We start from the raw sequence: 24,722 nt of genomic DNA, 5'->3' as shown, positions 1-24,722 counted from the left end.
GTTTGTGAGCGTTTTGTGTGATTTAGACACAAAAAAACCTCTGTCTAATTAAGACAGAGGTCATTTGAGGGGGAATTATACGATTGACGTTACTCGTTTTCGGAGTTTGATTCGTTAGCTTCAACCACTTCAAGTGGGATAGAAGCTTCCTTCAAAATTGACAAGATTTCTTCTGGTGGCTGCTTATTGGTAAAGATCATGTTGAGCTGTGCAATATTGCCTAGTTTCACCATAGCATTGCGCCCGAACTTGGTGTGGTCTACGGCCAGAAATACACTACGGCTATTGTCAATGATCGCTTGTTTTACCCGGACTTCGTGGTAATCAAAGTCTAATAGCGAGCCATCGAAGTCGATACCGCTAATGCCGAGAATACCAAAGTCGAGACGGAACTGTTTAACGAAATCGAGGGTAGCCTCGCCAACAATACCGCCGTCTCTGCTGCGGACTTCTCCACCCGCTAAGATGACTTTGATTTCAGGGTTAGGGAAAAGAATGGTCGCAACATTGATGTTGTTGGTGACAACACGCAACTGTTTATGGTGTTTATTGAGCGCTCGCGCAACTGCTTCTGGTGTAGTGCCAATATCGATGAATAGTGTGGCACCATCTGGAATGTGTTTGACTACCTCGTCTGCAATGACATCTTTTTCATTGAAGTTGAGCGCTTTACGCGTGTTGTAAGATGTGTTTTCAGAACTGAGAGGAATAGTGGCTCCACCGTGATAACGACGAATTTTGTTGTCATCGGCGAGTTCATTGAGATCGCGTCGGATGGTTTGTGGGCTGACATTGAATCTTTCTACCAACTCATCCGTGCTGACATAGCCTTGTTTTTTCACCAGCTCAACAATCTGCTGGTGTCGAGGTATTTGCTTCACTTACCACTCCCTTGTGCATTGGTAACGGCCAATGCTTCAAATTCGAAGCTCTATTGTGCTCGAATTTGCTCGTTGTGAGAAGTAAGCGAGTTCAGGAATCGGGGATAAAGCGCAAAAAGAGCGCACAAATGGCGCTCTTTTTTTCTTATGGAGATGAGATTAATCTTCTTCGTCGTGAAGTTCAGACCAGGTTTGTGCACATTTCACTGCACGTTTCCAGCCCTTGTAACGACGATTGCGTTTTTCTTCATCATCGTGTGGCTCAAAGGTGCGATCAAGTACCGCTTTATTCTGCAACTCATCAATGCTATCCCAGTAACCAACGGCAAGGCCGGCAAGGTAGGCTGCACCAAGAGCGGTAACCTCAGTTACTTGAGGGCGGTGTACTTCTGTGTTCAATACATCGGATTGGAATTGCATGAGGAAGTTGTTCGCTACTGCACCACCATCGACGCGAAGGTTCGCAAGCTTAATGCCTGAGTCAGCTTGCATCGCATCCAGTACGTCACGAGTTTGATAAGCGATGCCTTCTAATGTTGCACGGATGATATGGTTTGAATTCACGCCGCGAGTAAGGCCGACAATCGTGCCACGTGCGTAGGCATCCCAGTATGGTGCGCCTAAACCAGTAAATGCAGGCACGACATAAACGCCGTTTGATGTATCCACTTTTGTCGCGAAGTATTCAGAGTCTTCTGCACCGTTTAGGATTTTTAATTCATCACGTAGCCATTGGATAGAAGCTCCACCCATGAATACGGCACCTTCAAGTGCATAAGCTGGTTCGCCTGCAGGACCACAAGCCAAAGTTGTTAGAAGACCATGTGTCGAAGTGACTTTTTCTTGGCCAGTATTCATTAGCAAGAAACAACCCGTACCGTAAGTGTTTTTCGCTTGACCCGCTTCAACACACATTTGGCCGTAAAGCGCCGCTTGTTGGTCACCTGCGATTCCAGAAATAGGAATACGAGTACCGCCTTTACCACCGATGTTGGTTTTACCGTAAATTTCCGATGAGCGCTTCACTTCTGGCATCATAGATGCTGGGATGCCAAGCTCATCTAACATTTTTTGATCCCAACATAGATCGTTGATGTTAAACAGCATGGTACGTGATGCGTTGGTGTAGTCGGTTACGTGAACGCGACCTTGAGTCATCTTCCAAACTAACCAAGTATCGACAGTACCAAACAACAGCTTGCCTGCTTCTGCGTCTTCTCGTGCGCCTTCAACATTGTCCAGAATCCATTTAACTTTGGTACCGGAGAAGTAAGGGTCAAGCACCAAACCAGTGTTGTCACGTACATAGTTTTCGAGACCGCGTGCTTTTAAATCTTCACAGATATCAGCAGTACGGCGACATTGCCATACGATCGCATTGTAAACGGGTTTACCTGTTTCTTTATTCCAGACGATGGTCGTTTCACGCTGGTTAGTAATACCGATAGCCGCTAATTGGTCGCTACGGATGCCAGACTTAGCTAGAGCTTCTACTAAGGTAGAGCTTTGTGTTGCCCAGATCTCCATTGGATCATGTTCAACCCAACCAGCTTCTGGATAAATCTGAGTAAATTCGCGTTGCGCGACGCTTACGATGTTCGCATCGTGATCAAGAATCACTGCGCGAGAGCTTGTTGTACCTTGGTCCAGGGCAACAATGTATTTTTGCTCAGTCATGGTAAGAATCCTTTTGTTTCGTTATTTATATTTTAGTAAATGTTCGAGTTACGTCAGTTTTAAGCTCTAGCTTCTTCTGTTTCTTCTTCCGTCTCACATTGGTTTGGAATCGTACAACCGTGGCCTTGTTGTGGAAGGTAAGCGGCAATCGCTTTTGGATACAACCAACCACCAAAACACGCACCTGCAATCGGAGCAAGTAAAGGCACGATAAAGTAAGGAATGTCTTTAGCACCTGTCAGAGCGTAATCCCAACCTGCGAAGTAAGCGAACAGCTTCGGTCCAAAGTCACGAGCAGGGTTCATCGCAAAGCCTGTTAGTGGGCCAAGTGAACCACCGATGACGGCAATCAAAATACCGATCAATAGAGGGTTCATTGCGCCACGTGCTGCGCCGTTATTTTCATCGCCCAGAGCCAGAATCGCAAACATCAGCACAGCAGTGATAACGAATTCCACAGCAAAAGCACCAAAGAAAGAGAGGGAGGCATGCGGATAGGTTGAGAAGATACCAGCAGTTGCTAGTGCATCTTGGCTGCTGCGAACGAAGTTATGAGCGATTTCGTAGTCGGTGAAAAGGTTGCTGTATAAGCTGTATACCAATGCAGCAGAACAGAATGCCCCAAGCATTTGAGCGATAATGTATGGCACCACTTTCGCCTTATCAAAACCATGGAACATAGCAAGTGCGATGGTAACGGCAGGGTTGATGTGTGCACCAGAGACGCCAGCCGTACAGTAAATAGCGATGGCGACACCGAAGCCCCATACAATACTGATTTCCCATTGTCCAAATGATGCGCCTGTTAGAACTAAGGCTGCAACACAGCCTACGCCGAAGAAAATAAGTAGTCCTGTACCGATAAACTCGGCCAAACATTCTCCGAGCAGAGAGGGGTGTTTGTTCGTTGTCATGTTAAAAGTCCTTTGATCATTTTTGCCTGTCTAGCACGATACTATTGTGCATATATAAACGTTTACGAAAATAAACGAGCGCTAAAAGTGAGCGTTTGAGCATGAATTTGTTAATCAAAGTCTTCGTTTTTGTTAAATGGCGCATCTTTTAACCGGAAAAGAACACAACGAAAATAATTTATTTGTCACGAGGCCAGTGTTGAGAGCGCTCAAATTACCGATGTGAAAAAGAATGCACAACTGGTAAGAGGAGTTTTGTGAAGCTGCTACGTGCTTGGAGACTTATTGCACAGAACTTGTGTAGCAATTAACCCTAAAGGAGTAGCGGAATGTCAAATGTATCAAGGGATAGCAGTGATATAAAAAATACGCTGTCATGTTTGGACTTTTAGAAAAAATCGTCATCCCATTGGTACCAATAGGATGAGTTGAGAAGAGAATAAACGCTGTTAATGTCTTGTGTTTGTGAATCATTGCTTCGGCTTGTATTCAAATAAAAATTGTTTTTTTTATTTCGTTTGATGCTAAACGTGATCGTTTTTCAGCTTTTTAGTTATTAGTTGGTTCGGAGCGAGTAGGGCAGGCGTAAATCGCCCTTTTTACGGTTAGTTTATGTTCTAATTCGAGCCTTTGTTTCAAAGGTTTCGAATTGGAATGCTCAAGTGAGAGGTTTGAATATCAGTTTCATATTAACGAATCTTGAGTAAAGTTGAACGATGATCTAATTAATGCTCATATAATTTACTGTATTTACTTATATTTAATCCATGTGCAACATTTGTCACAGAAATAAAATCCTAACTCCATACAATTCATGAACTTTCGAACGAAGATTTATTTTGTTTCGTTCGCTCCTTTTGTGTTTTTACCATCGCATACAAAATAATGAGGTTCCTATGTTTGGAATATTCAAACCTAAGGCGCACATTGATCGTCTGTCCCCTGGCAGCATCGATAGCACCTACTCTCGCCTCCGTTGGCAACTCTTTATCGGTATCTTTGTTGGCTACGCCGGTTACTATCTAGTCCGTAAAAACTTCAGTTTGGCGATGCCTTATCTTATCGAGCAAGGCTTTAGCCGCGGAGACTTAGGTGTCGCCTTGGCAGCTGTTTCCATTGCATATGGTCTCTCTAAGTTTCTAATGGGCAGCGTTTCAGACCGCTCCAACCCTCGCTATTTCCTTAGTGGCGGCCTATTGATGTCTGCATTAGTGATGTTTTGCTTTGGCTTTATGCCATGGGCGACTGGTAGCGTCACTGCGATGTTCATTTTGCTTTTCTTAAACGGTTGGTTCCAAGGGATGGGGTGGCCTGCTTGTGGCCGAACCATGGTGCACTGGTGGTCACGTAAAGAGCGTGGTGAGATCGTTTCGGTTTGGAACGTGGCGCACAACGTGGGTGGCGGTTTGATTGGTCCACTATTTATTCTTGGCCTGTGGGCATTTAATGATGATTGGCGCACTGCATTTTATGTTCCTGCATTTTTCGCCACGTTAGTTGCTGTGTTTGTTTGGATGACGGTTCGCGATACCCCTCAGTCTTGTGGTCTGCCTCCTATTGAAGAATACAAAGACGATTACCCAGATGACTATGACAAGTCCCATGAACAAGAAATGACAGCGAAGGAAATCTTCTTCAAATACGTCTTCAACAACAAACTTCTTTGGTCGATTGCAATTGCAAACGCATTTGTTTACCTAATTCGTTACGGCGTACTGGACTGGGCACCTGTTTACCTAAAAGAAGCGAAGGATTTCTCGGTAGATAAATCGTCATGGGCTTATTTCTTATACGAATGGGCTGGCATTCCAGGAACACTATTGTGTGGTTGGATCTCTGACAAATTGTTCAAAGGTCGTCGTGCACCTGCTGGTATCTTATTTATGGTGTTAGTGACAGTTGCAGTGATGGTTTATTGGTTTAACCCTGCGGGCAACCCAACAGTAGATATGATGGCGCTTATTGCAATTGGCTTCCTAATCTATGGTCCGGTTATGCTGATCGGTTTGTACGCACTTGAACTCGCTCCGAAGAAAGCCGCAGGTACTGCCGCTGGTCTTACTGGTTTGTTTGGATACCTGGGTGGGGCAGTTGCCGCAAACGCGATTTTGGGCTACACCGTAGACCACTTTGGCTGGGATGGTGGCTTTATCATCTTAGTGGGTTCTTGTATTACTTCTATCGTGTGTTTGATGTACGCCTTCTTAGGTGAGCGTGCGCACCACGAGCAAAAAGAGCGCGAGAAGGAAGCGCTAGCGTAATATTTATTTAAAGAGGCAGTGGAATACTGCCTCTTCGCTTTATCAAGGAAATAACAATGAAAACAAAGTCAGTATGTCTTACTTTTTTAGCACTTAGCCTTTCTGCTGGTGCGATTGCGAAGCCGCTTGTCATTGCGCACCGTGGTGCATCGGGCTACTTGCCTGAGCACACGCTAGAAGCCAAAGCACTTGCTTACGCAATGAAACCTGACTACATAGAGCAAGATGTGGTAATGACGAAAGACGACCAGTTGGTCGTGTTGCATGACCATTATCTCGATCGCGTAACGGATGTTGCGGAGCGTTTTCCTGATCGTGCACGTAAAGATGGTCGTTATTACGCGATTGATTTCACTCTGGCGGAAATCAAATCCTTGCGAGTTACCGAAGGCTTTAATATCGATGACAAAGGCAACAAAGTAGCGGGCTATCCAACCCGATTCCCTATGTGGAAATCTGATTTCACAGTGCCGACGTTTGCTGAAGAGATTGAGCTGATCCAAGGCTTAAACAAAACGCTGGGTTATGACATCGGTATTTACCCAGAAATTAAAGCGCCTTGGTTCCATCGTCATGAAGGTAAGGAGATTTCTAAAGCAGTACTTAAAGTCTTGAAGCAGTACGGTTACGGCTCTCAAGACGACAAAGTCTACCTTCAGTGTTTTGATGCGAATGAACTTCAACGCATCAACAGTGAACTCATGCCTGCAATGGATATGGACTTAAAGCTCGTTCAGCTTATGGCTTACACGGACTGGAACGAAACTATGGTGTACAAAGGCGACAAGGCAACACCATACAGTTATGACTGGATGTTCGAAGCCGACGGAATGAAGAAAGTAGCGAGTTACGCGGAAGGAATTGGACCTTGGAAGCCGATGCTGGTGGATGATAAGTCAACCAAAGACAATATCATCATCAAGCCGTTGATGAAGGCTGCAAAAGACGCTGGCTTGCAAGTGCATCCATACACGTTCCGCGCCGATCCAGGACGCATTCCAGCGTACACTGACAGCTTTGAAGGCATGATGGATGTGTACTACAACCAAGTAAAAGTGGATGGTTTGTTTACTGATTTCCCAGATAAAGCGGTCAGCTTTTTAAATCAGTAATCACGCATTTTGCTGTAAGCTAAAAAATCCCCCAACAGTTTCCTGCTGGGGGATTTTTCGTAGGGCTAATTCACGAATGAATTAGTTGTTTTTATGCAGTTCGCTGTTCAGTTCAACCGCGCTCTTGTTAGCAAGACACTCGATTTGACCTGTTACAGAGTTACGACGGAACAGTAGGTCAGAAACACCTGCAAGATCGCGTGCTTTCACTACTTCTACTTCTTGGCCAGCAGAATCTAGCATGCGTACTTTAGAACCAGCAGTTACGTACAGACCTGATTCGATAGTACAACGGTCACCCATTGGGAAGCCAAGACCTGCGTTCGCGCCTAGTAGAGAGTTTTCACCGATAGAAACTACAACTTTACCGCCGCCAGATAGTGTGCCCATGATAGATGCGCCGCCGCCGATGTCAGAGCCGTTACCAACCACTACGCCAGCAGAGATACGACCTTCAACCATGCTCACGCCTGTTGTACCCGCGTTGAAGTTGATGAAGCCTTCGTGCATTACTGTTGTGCCTTCGCCAACGTGTGCGCCAAGACGTACGCGAGAAGTGTCAGCGATACGAACACCAGTTGGTACCACGTAGTCCACCATTTTAGGGAACTTGTCTACGCAATCTACGCTTAGTGCACGACCCGCTAGGCGAGCTTCGATTTGACGCTCTGCTAGTTCAGGTAGGTCGATTGGACCTTCGTTAGTCCATGCGATGTTGTGCAGTAGACCGAAGATGCCGTCTAGTACCGTACCGTGTGGTTGAACTAGGCGGTTAGAGATAAGTTGAAGTTTTAAGAAACCTTCAGCAACGCTTTGTGGCTGCTCGTCAGTTGCAAGAATAACCAGTACAAGTGGTTGTGCTGATTCTGCTGCTTTTGCTGCGATAGATGCGTTTGCTGCATCGCCGTTTGCTTCAAATGCTGCAGCCAGTTCTGCGCTTTGTGCTGCAGAGATCTCGATAGCTTGGTTGCCTTGCTCGTAACCTGCTACTGCTGCTAGTGCGTTAACAAGCGCTTCGCTTGGGTTAAGAACTGGGTTTGGGAAAAACGCTTCGATGATTTTGCCGTCGCGGTTTTTAGTTGCCGTACCAAAGGCTAGAGAGAAGAAAGCCATAGTTGATCTCCATGTGTTGAGTCTTGTGTCTCGTCTGTTCACTGACAAGAAATAATTAAGTTGTCAGTCATCATAAAGAGAGTGCTGAGGAGTTTAAAGAGGGGAAATGGAGAAAGTCTGTAGATGGATACCTTTTGTCTTTTTATAGATATGTTTGTCTGATGAGAAATGTGTCGCAAAAGCCTTATCAGACCGATTTTGGGCAGAGACACAGTGAAGTTGGAGAAGGGGGCATCGCAAAAAATAAGGGGAGGACCGAAGTCACTCCCCCTACACTGGGTTTGTTGGATTTACTGGCTTTGGATAGTAAAGCGATAAATCAACTTAGAGGCTTAGCTCACCGACCTCTACTGCAAGTGCAACCGTTGCCCCTACCATTGGATTGTTGCCCATACCGATGAAGCCCATCATCGCTACGTGTGCTGGTACTGAAGAGCTACCCGCGAATTGCGCATCGGCGTGCATGCGACCCATGGTATCGGTGATACCGTAGGATGCAGGACCTGCCGCCACGTTATCTGGGTGTAGAGTACGACCAGTACCACCACCTGATGCCACAGAGAAGTAAGGCATGCCTTCACGGTTACGCTCTGCTTTGTAGATACCGGCAACTGGGTGTTGGAAACGAGTCGGGTTTGTTGAGTTACCTGTGATGCTCACATCCACTTGTTCTTTATGCATGATAGCCACGCCTTCACGTACATCGTCTGCCCCGTAGCAAAGGATCTCACCACGTGGACCTTGGGAGAAACGGCGACGTTCTACTTCCACTAACTCACCAGTTTGGTAGTTGTACTGAGTGCGTACGTAAGTGAAACCATTGATGCGTGAGATTAGGTAAGCGGCGTCTTTACCCAAGCCATTTAGGATAACTTTCAACGGATTTTTTCGTGACTTGTTCACGTTCAATGCGATTTTGATAGCGCCTTCTGCCGCTGCGAATGACTCATGGCCCGCAAGGAAAGCGAAACAGCCACTTTCTTCATTCAATAGACGAGCCGCCAATGCACCGTGACCGATACCCACTCGGCGTTGTTCTGCGACGCTGCCTGGTTTTGTGCAGGCTTGAAGGCCTTCACCGATGATGTTTGCAGCTTCTTCAGCTGTTTTTGCTACGCGGAAAATCGCCAAAGCAGTGCCTAGCGTGTAGGCATCGGCAGCGCTTTCAAACGCGATAGGTTGAGTGTCCATCACTAGTGCTTTAGGGTCGATACCACGATCCATACAGTATTGGTAAGCCTCTTCCAGAGAAGAAAGTTGCATTTCGTCTAATGTGCGACGTACAGATTCAGTAATTGGAGTGTTCATAATCTCTTTCCTCTTGGTGGCAATTATTGTTGGCGTGGGTTGATGGTAGTTACGGCTTCGTCAAAACGACCGTAAGTCCCCGTCGCTTTGTCTGCGGCTTCTGCAGCAGATACGCCTTCGTTGATGGCTTTCATCATCTTGCCGAGGTTGAGATATTGGTAACCAATCACTTCTTTGTTTTCGTCTAGCGCGAGTTTTGTTACATAGCCTTCAGCCAACTCCATGTAACGCACGCCTTTTGCTTTGGTTGAGTAGCTAGTACCCACTTGGCTGCGTTGAGTTTGACCAAGATCTTCCAATACCGCACCAATTTCTAAGCCGCCTTCAGAGAAAGCAGATTGCGTACGACCGTAAACAAATTGAAGGAAGATTTCGCGCATCGCGACGTTAATAGCATCACATACCAAGTCGGTATTCAGTGCTTCAAGAATGGTTTTGCCTGTTAGGATTTCTGCGGCCATCGCTGCTGATTGAGTCATGCCTGAACAGCCGATCGTTTCGATCAAAGCTTCTTCGATGATGCCGTTTTTGACGTTAAGGGTCAGTTTTGCTGCGCCTTGTTGAGGAGCACAAGCGCCAACTCCGTGGCTAAGACCAGAAATCGCGATAACGTCTTTTGGATTGATCATTGCGCCTTCAACAGGGATCGGTGCAGATGCATGAAGCTCGCCGCGTTGAATCGGGCACATTGATTGGATTTCGTGTGAATATTGCATAATGTTTTCCCAGTGTACGATATCCAGCCTATTTGTCAGTCTCAACGGCGTTGACTGCTCTTATTCGCTCCATCAAATAGAAAACTATGTTCAGGAGGTTCATGCGTTTGTCGCCTTGTTGAGTTAACAACTATTTTGGATATCTTTTTAATTTTTGAGAAAACAGGAGCGGGGTTGGAGAAGAGTTGAATTGCTCACTACAGAACTCTCGCTTTCACAACATAAGCGAAAGCACTTCCAACAGGGCTGACCTGTTTTCGTTTCTGTAGGAGTCATTAGCTTTAACAGCGGTTCGAATCTTTCGATTCCGGTGGCACCCCATCACCGGACCCATTTAGACTAGATCTAAGTCACACTAATCCGCAACATGAAATTTAGAGCAATTTGGGATATTAAATCGGTTCTTTATATTCTCAGAGATATATGGAGATAAACGGAAGGAATAAAAAAACGCCGCATAATGCGACGTTTTTTCTAAACAAATAAGAGGCTTATGCAGCGTCTTCTTGCTCGCTATCTTCTTCAACAGCTTCAAGCTTCTTTGCTTTTTTTGGTGCAGGTTTACGTTTTGCACCAAGAGCGTAAAGCACTTCTTCTTTGTTTTGCGCAAGGAACATTGCAAGATCTTCTTGCTTACCTTCGTCTTCTAGAAGTTCACTTTTACCCAGCAGTGAGAATAACTCGTCTGCCATATCCAGCATTTTGTCGTATGCGTCAGCTTCCGCTTTAGAGGTAAAAGTCATTTTCTCTTCTCCATTGCGTTCTACCACGTACTTGACGATTACAGCCATGGTTGGTCCCCTAATTTGGTGTATTGATACTGGCTTTTTATACAGTTTTTGACCAATCAAGTCTAGCGACAAGCCTCAGAATGAGAGACACGTACAACTAACTGACTAGCATTTAAACTATCTTGGTTTCACTTTGCGGATTTGTCCGCCAAAGGAAGGTTTGTTGGTCGCTCCCAATCTTGGCAAAATTCGATAAACGTTTTGAGCAATGGGCTTTGATATTTCTCTTTATGAACCAGTAACCAGAAGCGACGTTTCATATCTAAAGGCATGTCGAGCAGTTTTACGCGGCCGTCACGAATAGCAGGTTCTGCAGACAAACGTGACAAGCAACCTAAGCCTAACCCTGCCGATACTGAGTTGATCAACGCTTCGGTGGTATTGAGCTGAAAAGCTTCATGCCAATGTTCCAAGCGCGGTGCGACAACGCGCATAAAAAATTCGCGTGAACCAGATCCTGCCTCTCGCAATATCCATTCACTGTTTTCTAGCTCGGTTAAGTTTACTGGCCCTTCGTGCGCGGCTGGGTAATCGGGCGCGCAAATCACGCACATTTCATCTTCGCTAAACTGGGTAGACTGCAATTCAGGGTGAAGTGTTTTGCCCTCAATGAGGGCTATGTCTAACTCGTAATCGGTCAGCATGTCGCAGATTTGTGCGGAGTTAGAAATGAACAGGCTTTGAGAACGATGGTTCGTTTGCTGACGAAATTCGCTAAGCAAATAGGGCGCGACTTGGTTGCCAATGGTGTCGCTGGCACCAATGCGAAGTTGGCCCGATAGCGCTTGGTCACCATCGAAAATGCTCTCGATGTCTTTGGCTCGGTTGAGTAACTCATCCGCCAGTGGTAGCAGTTTTTGACCTTCTTGGTTCAAAATCAGTCGGTTATTAACACGATCAAACAAGTGATGGCCGATCTGTTTTTCTAATTCTGAGAGTGCCATGCTCACTGCGGCTTTCGATAAAAAGAGACTATCAGAAGCCGCTGTGAGCGTTTTGTGCTGCGTGATCGTCGTAAACACTTTCAGTTGTTTAAGAGAAATGTGACTTGCCATACCCCACCGTTAAGTAATTCTGAACGTTTGTTTTAAATAATTAGATATATCGGAACGAAGTGCAAGCGTATTATACGTCCCATCAAGAGTGAGTCTGGTTGAGGTCATCATGATTCAAAGAACAAAAGCAAAAGTAATGGGAGCGCCAACTCCAATGGCGGGTTTGGCTCTTGGTATTGCAAGCTTGGGCTGGAGTTGGGAAAACTTCGCCGAATTACATGGCTACGGACAGTGGATTAGTGCGGGTATCGCAAGCATATTGTTGGCTATATTGGCAACCAAGTTTTTGCTACATAATCATCTGTTGAGACAAGATCTTGCTCATCCGGTTGTGGGCAGCGTGGTTCCGACATTTGCGATGGGCACTATGGTGGTATCGAACTCTCTCGGCCATTTTTACCCATTAGCTGGCGATGCGCTTTGGCTGATTGCGGTGGTTTTGCACATCGTGTTCTTGGTGAGCTTTGTTTACCATCGCGCCAAAGATTTTGAATTGCACCACATGGTTCCTAGTTGGTTTGTACCGCCTGTGGGTATCATCGTTGCGGATGTGTCTTTCTCTTGCAACCCGATGTTAGCACCAGTGGCACAAGGTGCATTGATGTTTGGTATGGTGGCGTACGCGATCATGTTGCCGATGATGATTTACCGTTTCATGTTCACCCATGAAATTCCGGATGCAGCGAAACCAACAATGGCAATCATGGCAGCGCCAGCAAGTCTATCATTGGCAGGGTACTTAACGGTCACTGCGACACCATCACCAGTGATCATCGCTATGCTATTTGGTATCGCGGTATTGATGACAGCCATCATCTACTTAGCCTTCTTTAAATTGTTAAGACTGCCATTCAGCCCTGGCTATGCAGCGTTTACCTTCCCGATGGTGATCGGTGCGACGGCGCTGTTTAAAATGGCGAATTGGATGGAGTTGCAAGGATTGGCTGCGCACTATGTTCAACAAGTGCGAGGCTTAGCTGGTCTTGAGTTGATTGTGGCAACATTTGTTGTCTCTTATGTGGCCTTACAATACATCAACAACTTGTTGATTCAGCCACGCTTGATGCACGCTCATCACGCTTAAATAACAGATAGGAAAAAGCCTCTTGGTCTTACAACCAAGAGGCTTTTTTATTTCAATCGGCGTCGATGTTGGACGCTAGCCTTTTTTGTAAAATCGCGACATCTCATCCAGAGAATGACGAATGATATCGACAGGAACTTTCTGTTCTTTCTCGACTTTTAACTGGCGATTCAGTTGCTGAGAGTGCCCGCCAGGGTTGACCACAAGCATCAGTTCTTTGCCGACCAATGCATAGTTGTAGTAGCTGCCTGCAATATACCAATCGCGAGAGGCAGAGCTATCAAACAAGTTATGACCAACGCTGTATGAACTCGTTGTGCCTTGAACGTCAAACAGCGTATTCATCATGGTTGGCACGACGTCAAAATGGGTCGTGCGGTAATCAACTTGCTCTGGCTGACGATTTGGCATGTACACGTAAAGAGGCACATGCACTTGAACGTCACTGTAATTACCCGTGTGGCCCCAATAGTTCATCTTATGGTCATTAAACTCTTCACCATGATCTGATGAAATCACCACAATGGTGTTGTCTAAGTCGACGTTTTTCAGCACATCACCAATCAAGCTGTCGATGTAGTACAACGAGTTCTTGTATCGATTGTGGTAAAGCGAAGCGTCAAAATCGTTGTTGAGCAAAATGTGGTCAACGCGTTCCCAGTATGGTTTGAATTTCGCAAATTCAGGTTCAGGAAACACCGTGCCGTGGGCGGCATCGTAGAACAGAAAACCAAAGTACGGCTTGTCGCTTTCCTGCTTTTGGAACTCGATGAACTTGTCTGTTATCTGCTGATCGCGCTCGACAGCTGTTTCCCCAGTTTGTTTCAGGGTCAAATCCGACACTTTTTTGAATACCGTGCGAGAGAGTGGCGGACTGGTGAGCGGTGCTGAGCCAAAAATGCCCATGCGGTAGCCTTCTGCTTGCAGCGTATCCATAAAAACAGGAGAGCGTTGACTTGCGTAAAAGCTTTCCCAGTAGGTCGCTGGCAAGCTGTAAAACAGGCTGAAAATACCCGCTTGAGTTGAGTTGCCGCCGCTCATGTGTTGTGTGAAATTCACTGTCTTTTCAGCGAACTTACTGACATTTGGCATGACTTCCGGCGTCGCATCACTGTAGCGCCACGCGTCAACCAAGATAAACAAAACATTGGGTTGTTTCTCTTTGCTTTGCACTTGAATCGGCGCAAGCGGATAGTTGAGTGAGCTACGTTCAATGTTGGTTAACTCTACGCGGTTCTTCGATGCAATGTTCTCATCCACTAGGTTGTGTTTGTAAATAAATTTACGAGCCGTCAGCGGGTAGTAAAGTGGCCAGTTATTCGAAAACTGACTGACTTCATCGTCGTAAAGTGCGTTTTTGTACGCATGAATCATCTGCGTGCTAAGCAATACAGCAAACCAAACGCTGATCAAAACGAACTTAGCTCGGCTTTGTGCCAGTTTATTACTTACCCAAACGGTAAAGGCGAGCCCGATCACCAGAACGGCAACTTCACTGACGAAGATAAGCCAACTCATCCAAGAAATATCGAAGACATCACCGCCACCTTCGAAAAACATACGGATTAATAGGGCGTTGATGTGAAGTTTGTATTGCTGAAAAACGAGGATATCGACTTTAAACATGATCAATAGACAGATCGCGATAGCGATCACGATACCTTTGAATGCTCGAGTCGGTAGAAAAGAGAGCAATAAACTCAACAACATAAATGGAAGAGCGATCAAGCCCAGCCAGCCATATTGAGTCGAAACCAAATAGTAACCTTGCAACAAGGTTAGCGGTTCATTCTGATTGTTAGACAACACAAAAGGATAACAAGCGATCGACAGGTACACTGCAAAGCAAGCAAAAAAAGCAATCAGCCAAGCGCTGTTGGAAGACAGTTTGCGAAACATACTTTTTGTTTGTTTATAAATTATGGGTAGAGGGAGTATAAAACAGTGTTTTTTATTATGGAATAGTTGCGACGAATGTCACATTTTGTATGGAAATGTCAGACTTGATTGACATATGAAAATTCAGAAGATTCATACTCTATTTGAGTGATATATAACCTTTTGTTTTTTCCGAACGCGAGATCACTGCGGGTTTAAATGGGGCTGTGCTAAGCTAGCTAACAGTTTCAATCGGCGCTCGGTATTCCCAATTTGTTTACTGTTTATCACTCCAACCAAGTTGACGTTCTTAAATCACTCCTTGTCGAACTGATTCGAATCAGTCCGCTGGAAAACCCGTTCGAAAAAGAACAAATTCTGGTTCAAAGTCCAGGCATGTCCCAGTGGCTAAAAATGGAATTGGCCAAAGAGTTTGGTGTTGCCGCGAACATTGATTTTCCGCTCCCTGCGACTTTCATTTGGGAAATGTTTACGCAGGTATTGCCAGACGTGCCAAAACGCAGTGCGTTTAACAAAGAAGCGATGACGTGGAAGTTGATGCATTTGCTTCCGGGGCTTCTCAACCAAGAGGTGTTTTCGCCGTTAGCGCAGTACCTCAAAGATGACATTGACCACTCTAAGCTGTATCAGCTGGCTGAGAAAATTGCCGATATTTTCGATGGTTACTTGGTGTATCGTCCGGAATGGATCGCAAGTTGGGAAGCTGGGCAGAGTGTGCCAGAGCTGGAAGATGAGCATCCGTGGCAGCCGATCTTATGGCAAGCGTTGTATGATCACACTGTGTCATTAGGACAGTCTCCATATCACCGTGCCAACCTTTATGAGCACTTTATCGACACGTTAGAGAGTTTTAACGGCAATTTTGACCATTTACCCAAGCGTTTGTTTGTTTTTGGCATTTCTTCGTTGCCGCCTCGCTATATGGATGCGCTAAAAGCAATTGGTGAACACATCGACGTGCATCTGATGTTCACCAACCCGTGTCGTTATTACTGGGGTGAAGTTCGAGATCGCAAATATCTGGCTCGTTTGGCGGCGAAACATCGTCAGCACGTTGTGTGGCAGGACGATCACTCGGAAGTGCAAGGTGAAACTGAGCAACTGAAAGGATCACTGGAAGATAATGTGATCGATGAGCTGCACACCGATGTGGTCGGAAACAGTCTGTTGGCATCCATGGGTAAACTCGGGCGCGACAATATGTATCTGTTGTCTCAGCTGGAATCTCATGAAATCGAAGCCTTTGTTGATGTTGAGCGCGACAGTCTGCTCCATCAATTGCAAGCGGATATTCTCAATCTTGAAGAACATCAAGATGATCAACAGATTGAAAACAGTCATCACAAACAAGTGGTTAGCTTGGGTGATAAATCACTGAGCCTACACGCTTGTCACAGCCCGATGCGCGAAGTTGAAGTGCTGCATGATCAACTGTTGGCGATGTTCGATGCTGACCCAACGTTAAAACCGCGCGATATTATCGTGATGGTCGCGGACATCAACGCTTACAGCCCTGCGATTCAGGCGGTCTTTGGTAACGCGCCGGGTGAGCGTTTTATTCCATATTCGATTTCTGACCGAACCGCCGATCAAGAGAGCCCAATTCTGGCTGCATTTATGCAGTTGGTGAACTTACCCAATACGCGCTGTTTGGCATCAGAACTACTCGAACTTCTGGAAACTCCAGCGATATTAAAGCGTTTTGAACTCAGCGAAGATGATTTCTTACAAGCCAAACAATGGGTTGAGGAATCGGGAATTCGCTGGGGGTTGGATGCCAATACCGGACGCGAATTTGAACTGCCGGAAACTCGTCAAAACACATGGCAATTTGGTATTCAACGCATGTTGCTTGGCTACGCGATGCCAGAATCCGCTGGTTTGTTTGAAACCGAGCAAGGCAGTTTGTCTCCGTACAACGAAGTGCAAGGCATGGGCGCAGAGCTGGCGGGCAAGTTGGCACACTTTATCCAACAAATTAGCACTTATCGAAGCAAACTTTCTCATGTTCAAACTATCGATGGTTGGCGAGAGACTTTGGTTTCACTGCTGGATGATTTCTTCTCTGTTGAGTTAGAAGGCGAAATGGCGCTCAAATCCATTCGCGATACGCTCAGCCAACTCAAAGAGCAATTAGCTGATGCCGCATTTGATGATGCGTTATCGCCGTCGATCATCAGCCAATACCTTCAAAACAAATTATCTGGCACACGAGTCAGCCAGCGCTTCCTTGCTGGTCAAGTGAACTTTTGTACTCTGATGCCGATGCGCTCTATTCCGTTTAGAACCGTTTGTCTACTGGGGATGAATGACAGCGTGTACCCACGCTCCATGCCACCAGAAGGCTTTGACTTGATGACGGGAAGAACCAAGCCGGGCGACCGTTCGCGCCGAGATGATGACCGTTACCTATTCCTCGAAGCGATGTTGTCTGCACAGCAAACGCTCTACATCAGTTATGTTGGCCGTTCAATCCAAGACAACACCGAGCGAGTGCCTTCGGTTCTGGTTTCTGAGCTGATGGAATACTGTCACCAAAACTATTGTTTAAGTGGTGATGAAGCGTTGCCCGTTGATGAGTCTGGCGACAACTTATTAAATGCGTTGGTGAATACCCACGCCATGGTGCCGTTTAGCCCAAGGGCGTTCCAAGGCATGCACGCCAGCTACGCGAAAGAGTGGATTCCAGCGGCATTGACTCAAAGTAGTCAATCGCAAGGCTATGTTCGTCGTGATTTTAATCGGGCATTAGACGACTATCTGTTAGGAGCGACGTTCCCGCTTGAGCTCGACTTAGTCGAGTTGCAACGTTTCTGGCGTTTACCAGTGCAGTATTTTTTCAATCGTCGTTTAAAAGTAATCTTTGAACCGCCACTACCGGTGATGGAAGACGACGAACCCTTTGTTTTAGGTGGTTTGGAAAGCTATCAAATGCGTGATGAGCTGTTAGAAACCTTGCTTGAAGCGACATTGATGCCGCCAGAGAAAAAAACAGAGGTGCTTAAACACTTTATGAGTCAACAGCGCGCGCAAGGCAAACTGCCGGTGGGGGCGTTTGGTGATATCGAATTTGAAACCAACCGAGTTCAGGCGGAAGAGCTGGTGGATAAACTGGCGTTTTTATCTGGTGCGCCTCAAGACGATTTGGAAATCGACCTGACGTTTGATTCCTTGTTTGAGCGAAATGAAGGCGAAGAGAAAAACGTTCGCCTAACAGGTTGGCTAACTCAATGCTACCAATCCGGTTTGATTCGCTATCGAAGCGGTAAGATTCGATCGCAGGATTACCTTGCAGCGTGGATCGATCACCTTGCCATGTCGGCGTCGGGTCATGCTAAGAAAACTCACATCATTGGTTACGATCGTAAAGAAGGCGCGCTGCATTTGATCTACCCAGAAATTGCCGATGCGCAGTATGCCAAACAGCTACTGACTGAATTAGTTCGCTTATTTTTCGAAGGCATGACTAAGCCTTTGCCTTATTTCCCGAAAACGGCGTTGGCTTGTGTTGAAGCGGGCTTTAGCCGCGGTCAGTGGGTCGATGACGAAGAGAAATCTTTGAAGAAAATGGCTGACGCATTCAATGATGGCTTCATGAGCCCGGGCGAAGGCAGTAATGCGTACATCTCTCGAATTTGGCCTGCTTGGAATGATGAGTTGGCCTCAGAAGTTCGTTTGCTGACAGCATTAGTACTGCAAGGTGCGCGCTTAGCGGTTCAAGACGCTGATGATGTAAAAGCGTAATAAAGACAGCTGGATAAAGAGAAGGAAGAGTAGGGTGGCCGCCAGAAAATCATTATTTTTTGTAGGGCGTTCGCTGTACGGCCACAAGGTCAGAGGGACCATGATACTTTTGTTTAATTCATTTGAGTTGTGCCGCCAAAAAGGTTTGGCTTATCTCGTGGGGCGCATACTAACGGTACGTCTTATGGATAACCGTGAGAAAGATCTCACAAAGCTCTAAATTATCCAACTTGTTAAACATATTAATAGAATTTTTAACTATAGATCACATTTATTAGGTGATACGTCCTAGTAAATAATCCGGAGAGATTCAGCGTTATGGATCAAATGTCAGGTGCAGAGTGTCCTCTACATACGTTAGACCGCACAGAGCAACCTCAACCAACGCCACTAGAACCGATGACGTTTCCTCTGCACGGTGCGAGGTTAATCGAGGCATCAGCAGGTACAGGTAAAACCTTCACTATTGCAGGTTTATATCTGCGTCTTTTGCTTGGTCATGGCAGCGCGGAAACTCGACATCGCGTACCGCTTACGGTCGACCAAATTCTGGTTGTAACCTTTACCGAAGCGGCAACTGCGGAATTACGCGATCGTATCAGGGCAAGAATCCATGATGCGCGAATCGCGTTTGCGCGTGGACAGAGTTCCGACCCGGTGATCCAACCTTTGCTTAATGAGTTTGACGATCACAAGCAAGCCGCAGAAATTTTATTGCAGGCAGAGCGTCAGATGGACGAGGCGGCGGTCTACACCATTCACGGTTTTTGCCAACGTATGCTAACGCAAAATGCGTTTGAATCTGGCAGCCGATTTAATAACGAGTTTGTGACCGATGAAAGTCACCTAAAAGCGCAAGTTGTAGCCGATTACTGGCGCCGCAATTTCTACCCGTTGCCATTTACCTTGGCTGGAGAAATTCGCCAGCTATGGAGCTCTCCATCTGCGTTGTTGTCTGACATCAGCAATTACTTAACTGGTGCGCCGTTAAGCCTTTCTGTTCCAGCAATGAAAGGCAGTTTGGCTGATCTTCATACTGAAAATTTGAAAAAAATTGATGAATTAAAAGCACAGTGGCGAGAAAGCCAAGATGACTTCTTAACGCTGATTTCGTCTTCAGATGTAAATCCGAGAAGTTACAACAAAAAGTCTCTGCCGACGTGGTTGGAGGCGGTAAGCGCTTGGGCTGCAACGGAAACTACAGGTTACGATTATCCAGACAAGCTGGAGAAATTCGCGCAAAACGTCTTGTTGGAAAAAACACCGAAAGGCAGTGCGCCGCAGCATGCGGTATTTGAAGCCATTGAAACATTTCTTGCCAATCCAATCAGCTTAAAAGCGCCACTGCTTGCTCATGCGATTGAGCATTGTCGTGCAATGCTGGCCAACGCGAAAAATCAAAAACAGTGGCTCTCTTTCGATGATTTGCTGACGCAACTTTCTGCTTCTATCGATACGGACGAAAGCGAGCTTTTAGCGGCGCGTATTCGTACTTTGTATCCCGTCGCAATGATTGACGAGTTCCAAGATACCGACCCGCTTCAATACAGTATTTTCAGCCGTATTTATCTGAATAATCCGGAATGTGGTTTGTTTATGATCGGTGATCCCAAGCAGGCGATTTATGGCTTTCGTGGCGCAGACATTTTCACTTATATCAAAGCGCGTAACCAAGTAAGTGCCCACTATACGTTAGGAACCAACTGGCGTTCTAGCGCAGATATGGTGCAGGCGGTAAACCAAGTATTTGCTTTGCCAGACAGTCCATTTATCTATGATTCAGATATTCCGTTCTTACCCGTTAAGTACAGTCCCAATGCCGAAAAACGCATTTGGACTATGGGTGGCCAAAAGCAACCGGCGCTGACTTATTGGTTGCAAGAAGCGGACGATAAACCGCTACCAAAAGGCGAGTATTTGACTCGAATGGCAGAGGCGACTGCAAGCCAAATCCAAACTATTTTGACGCAGGCTCAACAGGGGCAAGCGTGTCTGGTGAATGGCGAAAAACAGAAAGCGGTTCAAGCGGGCGATATCGCGGTGTTGGTTCGAACAGGTAGTGAAGGTCGAATGATCAAACAAGCGCTGGCTGAACAAGGCATTGCCAGCGTGTACCTGTCTAACCGAGACAGTGTGTTTACCAGTTCAGTGGCGCAGGATCTACAGCGTTTGCTGCAAGCGGTGCTGACTCCAGAAAATGACCGTGCGCTGCGTGCAAGTCTTGCCTCTGAGCTGTTTGCCCTTGATGCAGCAAGTTTGGATGCACTTAATAACGATGAAATTGTGTGGGAAAACGCCGTAAACGAATTCAAAGAATATCGCAAACTTTGGGTTCAGCGTGGTGTGCTGCCGATGCTGCGGGCGGTGATCAGCAAACGCCATATTGCCGAGCGATTACTAGAAGAAGGCGCGAGTTCACAGGGTGAAAATGGTGAGCGAGTGCTTACCGATTTAATGCACATCGGTGAACTGCTTCAACAAGCCAGTAATGAACTGGACAGCGATCACGGTCTACTGCGTTGGCTCGCTCAGTCTATCAGTGATGCGGAAAACGGTTTGGGTGGCAGTGATGACCAAATCCAACGTTTAGAATCGGAACGTAACTTAGTGCAGATCGTAACTATTCACAAATCAAAAGGCTTGGAGTATGACCTCGTATTTCTGCCGTTTGTGTTCAGCTATCGAGAAGCCAGTGAAGCCAAATATTACGATGCAGCCAATGACCGCACGGTACTGGATATTACTGGCAACGATGCGTCCATGAAGCAAGCGGATAAAGAGCGTTTGGCGGAAGACTTACGCTTGATATACGTAGCACTAACGCGAGCTGTGTATGCGTGTTTTATCGGTGCCTCACCTTTGCGCAATGGCCGTTCGACCAAAGAGCCAACTGGTGTACACCGCAGTGCGATTGGCTATTTGATTCAAAATGGTCAAGAAGGTGGCATTAACGATTTACAACAAGGTTTAACAAAGCAACAAGACGAGCTTGATTGTGTCGTTGTGGCCGATCCGCCGCAGCAACTCGAAGAGAAGTACGTAGCGCCACAAGAAGAAATACACGATCTTAGCGCGAAAGAGCTGCAAAACCCTATCGATAGAAACTGGCGCATCACCAGTTATTCTGGCTTGGTCAAGCAAGGCTCTCATCACGCCGAGCATGATGCCACGATTGAGATTACGGGTTTTGATATCGACTCATCTGAAGAGCAAGACGAAGCGGATTTGGTGGAGCCAGAGCGCTCTATTTTTACCTTCCCTCGTGGTGCGCGTCCGGGTACGTTCCTGCACAGCTTGTTTGAGGAAGTTGAATTTACTCAGCCAGCCACTACGGAAGAGAATACACAAATCATCCTTGGCTTGATGGAAAGCGAACAGCTCGATGAAGAGTGGCTACCTATTTTACAGCAATTGATTGATACCGTACTCGCAACGCCGTTGGATGGTAAGTCTTTGCTGCTGAATCAAAAAGCACCGTCGCAACGTTTGGTGGAGATGGAATTTTTGCTGCCGATTGAAGTTTTGTCTGCACCGGCGTTAAACCGAGTCATTCAACGTCACGATCCGTTGTCGGCGAAAGCGGGGGATTTAGGTTTCCAAACCGTGCAAGGCATGCTCAAAGGTTTTATCGACTTGGTGTTTGAACATCAAGGTAAATACTACGTGCTTGACTGGAAATCGAATCATCTTGGCGACGATGTGACGCACTATCATGGTGAGGCTCTGAAATCGGCGATGGCAGATCACCGCTACGATTTGCAGTACCAGATTTATGCGTTAGCCCTGCATCGTTTCCTACGCAGCCGATTGGCCAATTATGATTATGAACAGCACTTTGGTGGCGTGTATTACTTGTTCTTGCGCGGCATGGATGGGCAGAGTGACCACGGCATTTTTGCCGCGAAACCAACTTTCGAGTTCTTACAAGAGATGGATCGTTTGATTGATGGTCAAGTACTTGAAACGCGCTCAACTCAAGCCGGGCAGATGGAGCTACTTTAATGACGACAAATCACAATCTTCATTCTGACCAAGATAGCCTATTGGTAGTGTTGGAACGCTTGGCGCACAAAGGTGCTATTCGTCAGCTCGACTACCAATTCGCCTGTTTTATTGATTCTCAAACGCATGATGAACAGTCGGACAGCCAAGCACTGGCGTTTATCGCTGGTGTTGTCAGTAGTGAGCTTGGTAAAGGACATATCTGTCTGTCTCTGTGCGATGCACAAGGGCAAACTACGGATTTAGCCAGTAAGCTAGGGCTGTTTGGTGAGTCGGCATTGGCGCTTAACACACAGTTGCAAGGCATAGACTGGATTCAAGTATTACAAAATTCCAGCGTGGTCGGCGCGCAAGGAGAAGCCTTGCCTTTAATGTTCGATGGTGAGCGTCTGTATCTGCATCGCTATTGGCATTATGAAGTGACACTGGCGGAAAAGCTCAATCAGCTGGGCGCCGCAGTTAACTTGCAACCACAAGAGTTTGCGCGATTATCGGAGTTGCTCAACCATCTGTTCGCACGCCAATACCATTTTCTGTTTAACGCGTTGGGCAAAGCAGTAGAAGCGGGAAGCAGCAACCAAGTGTTGCGTCAACAATTGGTGTGTGATCACCTTGATGTGGTCGCAAGCGAATCGTTGGATTGGCACGCGATTGATTCCGTGCTTAGCAATGCGCGCAAGGTTCAAGATTTGCAAACACTGGATGAACTCGTGCCACTCTCAGCTTGTGTGAACTGGCAAAAAGTCGCGGCGGCGGTTGCGTTAACTCGTCGATTTGCTGTGATTTCTGGTGGCCCTGGTACGGGTAAAACGACGACAGTAACCAAATTGCTTGCTGCTTTGATTGAACAGGCGACGCAAGAGAAAAATCTAACCATCAAGCTGGTGGCCCCGACGGGGAAAGCGGCGGCGCGATTAACCGAGTCCATTGGTAAAGCGGTGCAAGAACTGCCAGTTTCTCCGGAGCTAAAAGCCAAAATTCCGACTGAATCGAGCACTTTACATCGGTTGCTGGGCGCGATTCCTAATAGTGCAGAATTTCGTCACAACAAGCAAAATCCACTGCATTTGGATATTTTAGTTATCGACGAAGCGTCGATGGTCGATTTACCAATGATGTACAAAGTGGTCGATGCCTTACCGAAACATGCGCGGCTGATTTTGTTAGGTGATAAAGATCAACTTGCCTCAGTTGAAGCTGGGGCTGTGTTGGGTGATATCTGTTCGTTCCATGCATTGGGTTATGGCAAAGAGCAGGCGTCAGCCATCGCAAAACTGACGGGTTTCGATACTTTAGCCCATACGGGTAACAGTGCATCTAGCATTGCCGATAGTTTATGTATGCTGCAAAAGAGCTACCGATTTGACACTCACTCAGGCATTGGTCAGTTGGCAAAAGCGGTTAACTCAGGTTCTGCTGCGAGCGTAGATAACGTCTGGGCGCGTGACTTTTCTGACATCGAACATTTCGCGCTAAGTAGTCAACATTACAACCAAATGATGCAGACGTTGGTGCAGGAATACGGTCGTTACCTCAAACGCATTGGACAACAGGAAACCGATCCTAAAACCGGAGAGCTAGAGTCGCTAACGCACAAAGCCAAAGCAGTGTTAGATACCTTCAACCAATGCCGATTGCTGTGCGCGATCCGTGAAGGTGACTTCGGTGTGGCTGGGCTAAACCAACGCATCGAGAAAGCGCTCGCGGCGCGCAAGTTCATTCAAGTTCAGGATGAAATTTGGTATCACGGCAGACCCGTCATGGTTACGCGTAATGATCACGGTTTAGGTTTGTATAACGGTGATATTGGTATTTGCATGCGAGATGACAGTGAAGAAGAACCGCGTTTGAAAGTCTTTTTCGAGTTACCTGACGGCAGTGTGAAATCGGTCTTGCCAAGCCGAGTACCTGAACATGAAACGGCTTACGCTATGACCATCCATAAATCGCAAGGCAGTGAATTTGATTACACCCTGATGATTTTGCCACCAGACTTTAGCACGATATTAACCCGTGAGTTGATTTACACAGGCATTACCCGCGCGAAAAAGCGTTTAGCTCTTTACGCCGAACTTAATGTTCTGAAGCGAGGCATTAAGGTGAAAACCACTCGTGCGAGTGGGTTAGTACAGCGGCTTACTAACTAAAACAAGAAGACCGAGCTT

General features: G+C 46.5%; 15 protein-coding genes and 1 riboswitch. Of the genes, 6 read left to right on the top strand and 9 right to left on the bottom strand.

Annotation, left to right across the window (positions count from 1 at the left end; translation table 11 throughout):
• Positions 1 to 89: 89 nt before the first annotated feature.
• The 3 genes from R7E51_RS13340 to R7E51_RS13330 form a co-directional block, all read right to left on the bottom strand.
• Entirely contained in the window at positions 90 to 881 is a 792-nt protein-coding gene (locus R7E51_RS13340) for a DeoR/GlpR family transcriptional regulator (protein WP_025768216.1), read from the bottom strand.
• A gap of 159 nt (positions 882 to 1,040) precedes the next feature.
• Positions 1,041 to 2,558, bottom strand: a complete 1,518-nt coding sequence (gene glpK / locus R7E51_RS13335; protein WP_005380193.1) for a glycerol kinase GlpK — start codon at positions 2,556 to 2,558, stop codon at positions 1,041 to 1,043.
• Between the two features lie 59 nt (positions 2,559 to 2,617).
• Positions 2,618 to 3,472, bottom strand: coding sequence for an MIP/aquaporin family protein (locus tag R7E51_RS13330; RefSeq protein WP_005380195.1), 855 nt, complete (start codon positions 3,470 to 3,472; stop codon positions 2,618 to 2,620).
• 896 nt (positions 3,473 to 4,368) lie between these two features.
• Here R7E51_RS13330 and glpT point away from each other — a divergent pair.
• Both glpT and glpQ read left to right on the top strand, forming a co-directional pair.
• Positions 4,369 to 5,733 (top strand): glycerol-3-phosphate transporter, encoded by a 1,365-nt coding sequence (gene glpT / locus R7E51_RS13325; protein WP_005380199.1) that lies wholly within the window; start codon positions 4,369 to 4,371, stop codon positions 5,731 to 5,733.
• Positions 5,734 to 5,789: 56 nt separating this feature from the next.
• Positions 5,790 to 6,845 (top strand): glycerophosphodiester phosphodiesterase, encoded by a 1,056-nt coding sequence (glpQ, locus tag R7E51_RS13320; protein ID WP_054865661.1) that lies wholly within the window; start codon positions 5,790 to 5,792, stop codon positions 6,843 to 6,845.
• An 81-nt stretch (positions 6,846 to 6,926) separates the two neighbouring features.
• On the opposite strand, the gene dapD is transcribed toward glpQ, so the two are convergent.
• From dapD to R7E51_RS13295, 5 genes are all read right to left on the bottom strand, one after another.
• Complete coding sequence (dapD, locus tag R7E51_RS13315; protein ID WP_206949395.1) at positions 6,927 to 7,958, bottom strand: 2,3,4,5-tetrahydropyridine-2,6-dicarboxylate N-succinyltransferase; 1,032 nt, start codon at positions 7,956 to 7,958, stop codon at positions 6,927 to 6,929.
• A 324-nt stretch (positions 7,959 to 8,282) separates the two neighbouring features.
• Positions 8,283 to 9,266 carry a GGGtGRT protein gene (locus R7E51_RS13310; protein WP_206949394.1) on the bottom strand — a complete coding sequence of 328 codons (984 nt, stop codon included), beginning with the start codon at positions 9,264 to 9,266 and terminating at the stop codon, positions 8,283 to 8,285.
• Positions 9,267 to 9,289: 23 nt separating this feature from the next.
• Positions 9,290 to 9,982, bottom strand: a complete 693-nt coding sequence (locus R7E51_RS13305) for an iron-sulfur cluster assembly scaffold protein (protein WP_206957692.1) — start codon at positions 9,980 to 9,982, stop codon at positions 9,290 to 9,292.
• A gap of 259 nt (positions 9,983 to 10,241) precedes the next feature.
• A riboswitch (Fluoride riboswitch) is annotated at positions 10,242 to 10,317 on the bottom strand.
• A 156-nt stretch (positions 10,318 to 10,473) separates the two neighbouring features.
• Complete coding sequence (locus R7E51_RS13300) at positions 10,474 to 10,773, bottom strand: YebG family protein (protein ID WP_005380208.1); 300 nt, start codon at positions 10,771 to 10,773, stop codon at positions 10,474 to 10,476.
• Between the two features lie 128 nt (positions 10,774 to 10,901).
• On the bottom strand, positions 10,902 to 11,828 hold the full coding sequence (locus tag R7E51_RS13295; protein WP_025768221.1) for a LysR substrate-binding domain-containing protein: 927 nt from the start codon (positions 11,826 to 11,828) through the stop codon (positions 10,902 to 10,904).
• Between the two features lie 109 nt (positions 11,829 to 11,937).
• On the opposite strand from R7E51_RS13295, the gene R7E51_RS13290 reads away from it, so the two are divergent.
• On the top strand, positions 11,938 to 12,912 hold the full coding sequence (locus tag R7E51_RS13290; protein WP_206957690.1) for a TDT family transporter: 975 nt from the start codon (positions 11,938 to 11,940) through the stop codon (positions 12,910 to 12,912).
• 75 nt (positions 12,913 to 12,987) lie between these two features.
• On the opposite strand, the gene R7E51_RS13285 is transcribed toward R7E51_RS13290, so the two are convergent.
• Entirely contained in the window at positions 12,988 to 14,811 is a 1,824-nt protein-coding gene (locus R7E51_RS13285; RefSeq protein ID WP_206957688.1) for a DUF3413 domain-containing protein, read from the bottom strand.
• Positions 14,812 to 15,063: 252 nt separating this feature from the next.
• On the opposite strand from R7E51_RS13285, the gene recC reads away from it, so the two are divergent.
• The 3 genes from recC (at position 15,064) to recD (ending at position 24,704) form a co-directional block, all read left to right on the top strand.
• Positions 15,064 to 18,555, top strand: a complete 3,492-nt coding sequence (gene recC, locus R7E51_RS13280) for an exodeoxyribonuclease V subunit gamma (RefSeq protein ID WP_206957686.1) — start codon at positions 15,064 to 15,066, stop codon at positions 18,553 to 18,555.
• Between the two features lie 327 nt (positions 18,556 to 18,882).
• Positions 18,883 to 22,557 (top strand): exodeoxyribonuclease V subunit beta, encoded by a 3,675-nt coding sequence (gene recB, locus R7E51_RS13275; RefSeq protein WP_201273790.1) that lies wholly within the window; start codon positions 18,883 to 18,885, stop codon positions 22,555 to 22,557.
• Positions 22,557 to 24,704: an exodeoxyribonuclease V subunit alpha gene (gene recD, locus R7E51_RS13270; protein WP_206957685.1), complete on the top strand. Its 2,148-nt coding sequence runs from the start codon at positions 22,557 to 22,559 to the stop codon at positions 24,702 to 24,704. The genes recB and recD overlap by 1 nt, the downstream gene beginning before the upstream one ends.
• Positions 24,705 to 24,722 lie beyond the last annotated feature (18 nt).

The organism is Vibrio sp. Vb1166, assembly GCF_033338695.1.
Lineage (GTDB): Bacteria > Pseudomonadota > Gammaproteobacteria > Enterobacterales > Vibrionaceae > Vibrio > Vibrio alginolyticus.
Note: the sequence above shows the minus strand (reverse complement) of the source record. Positions and strands in the feature narration are given on the sequence as shown.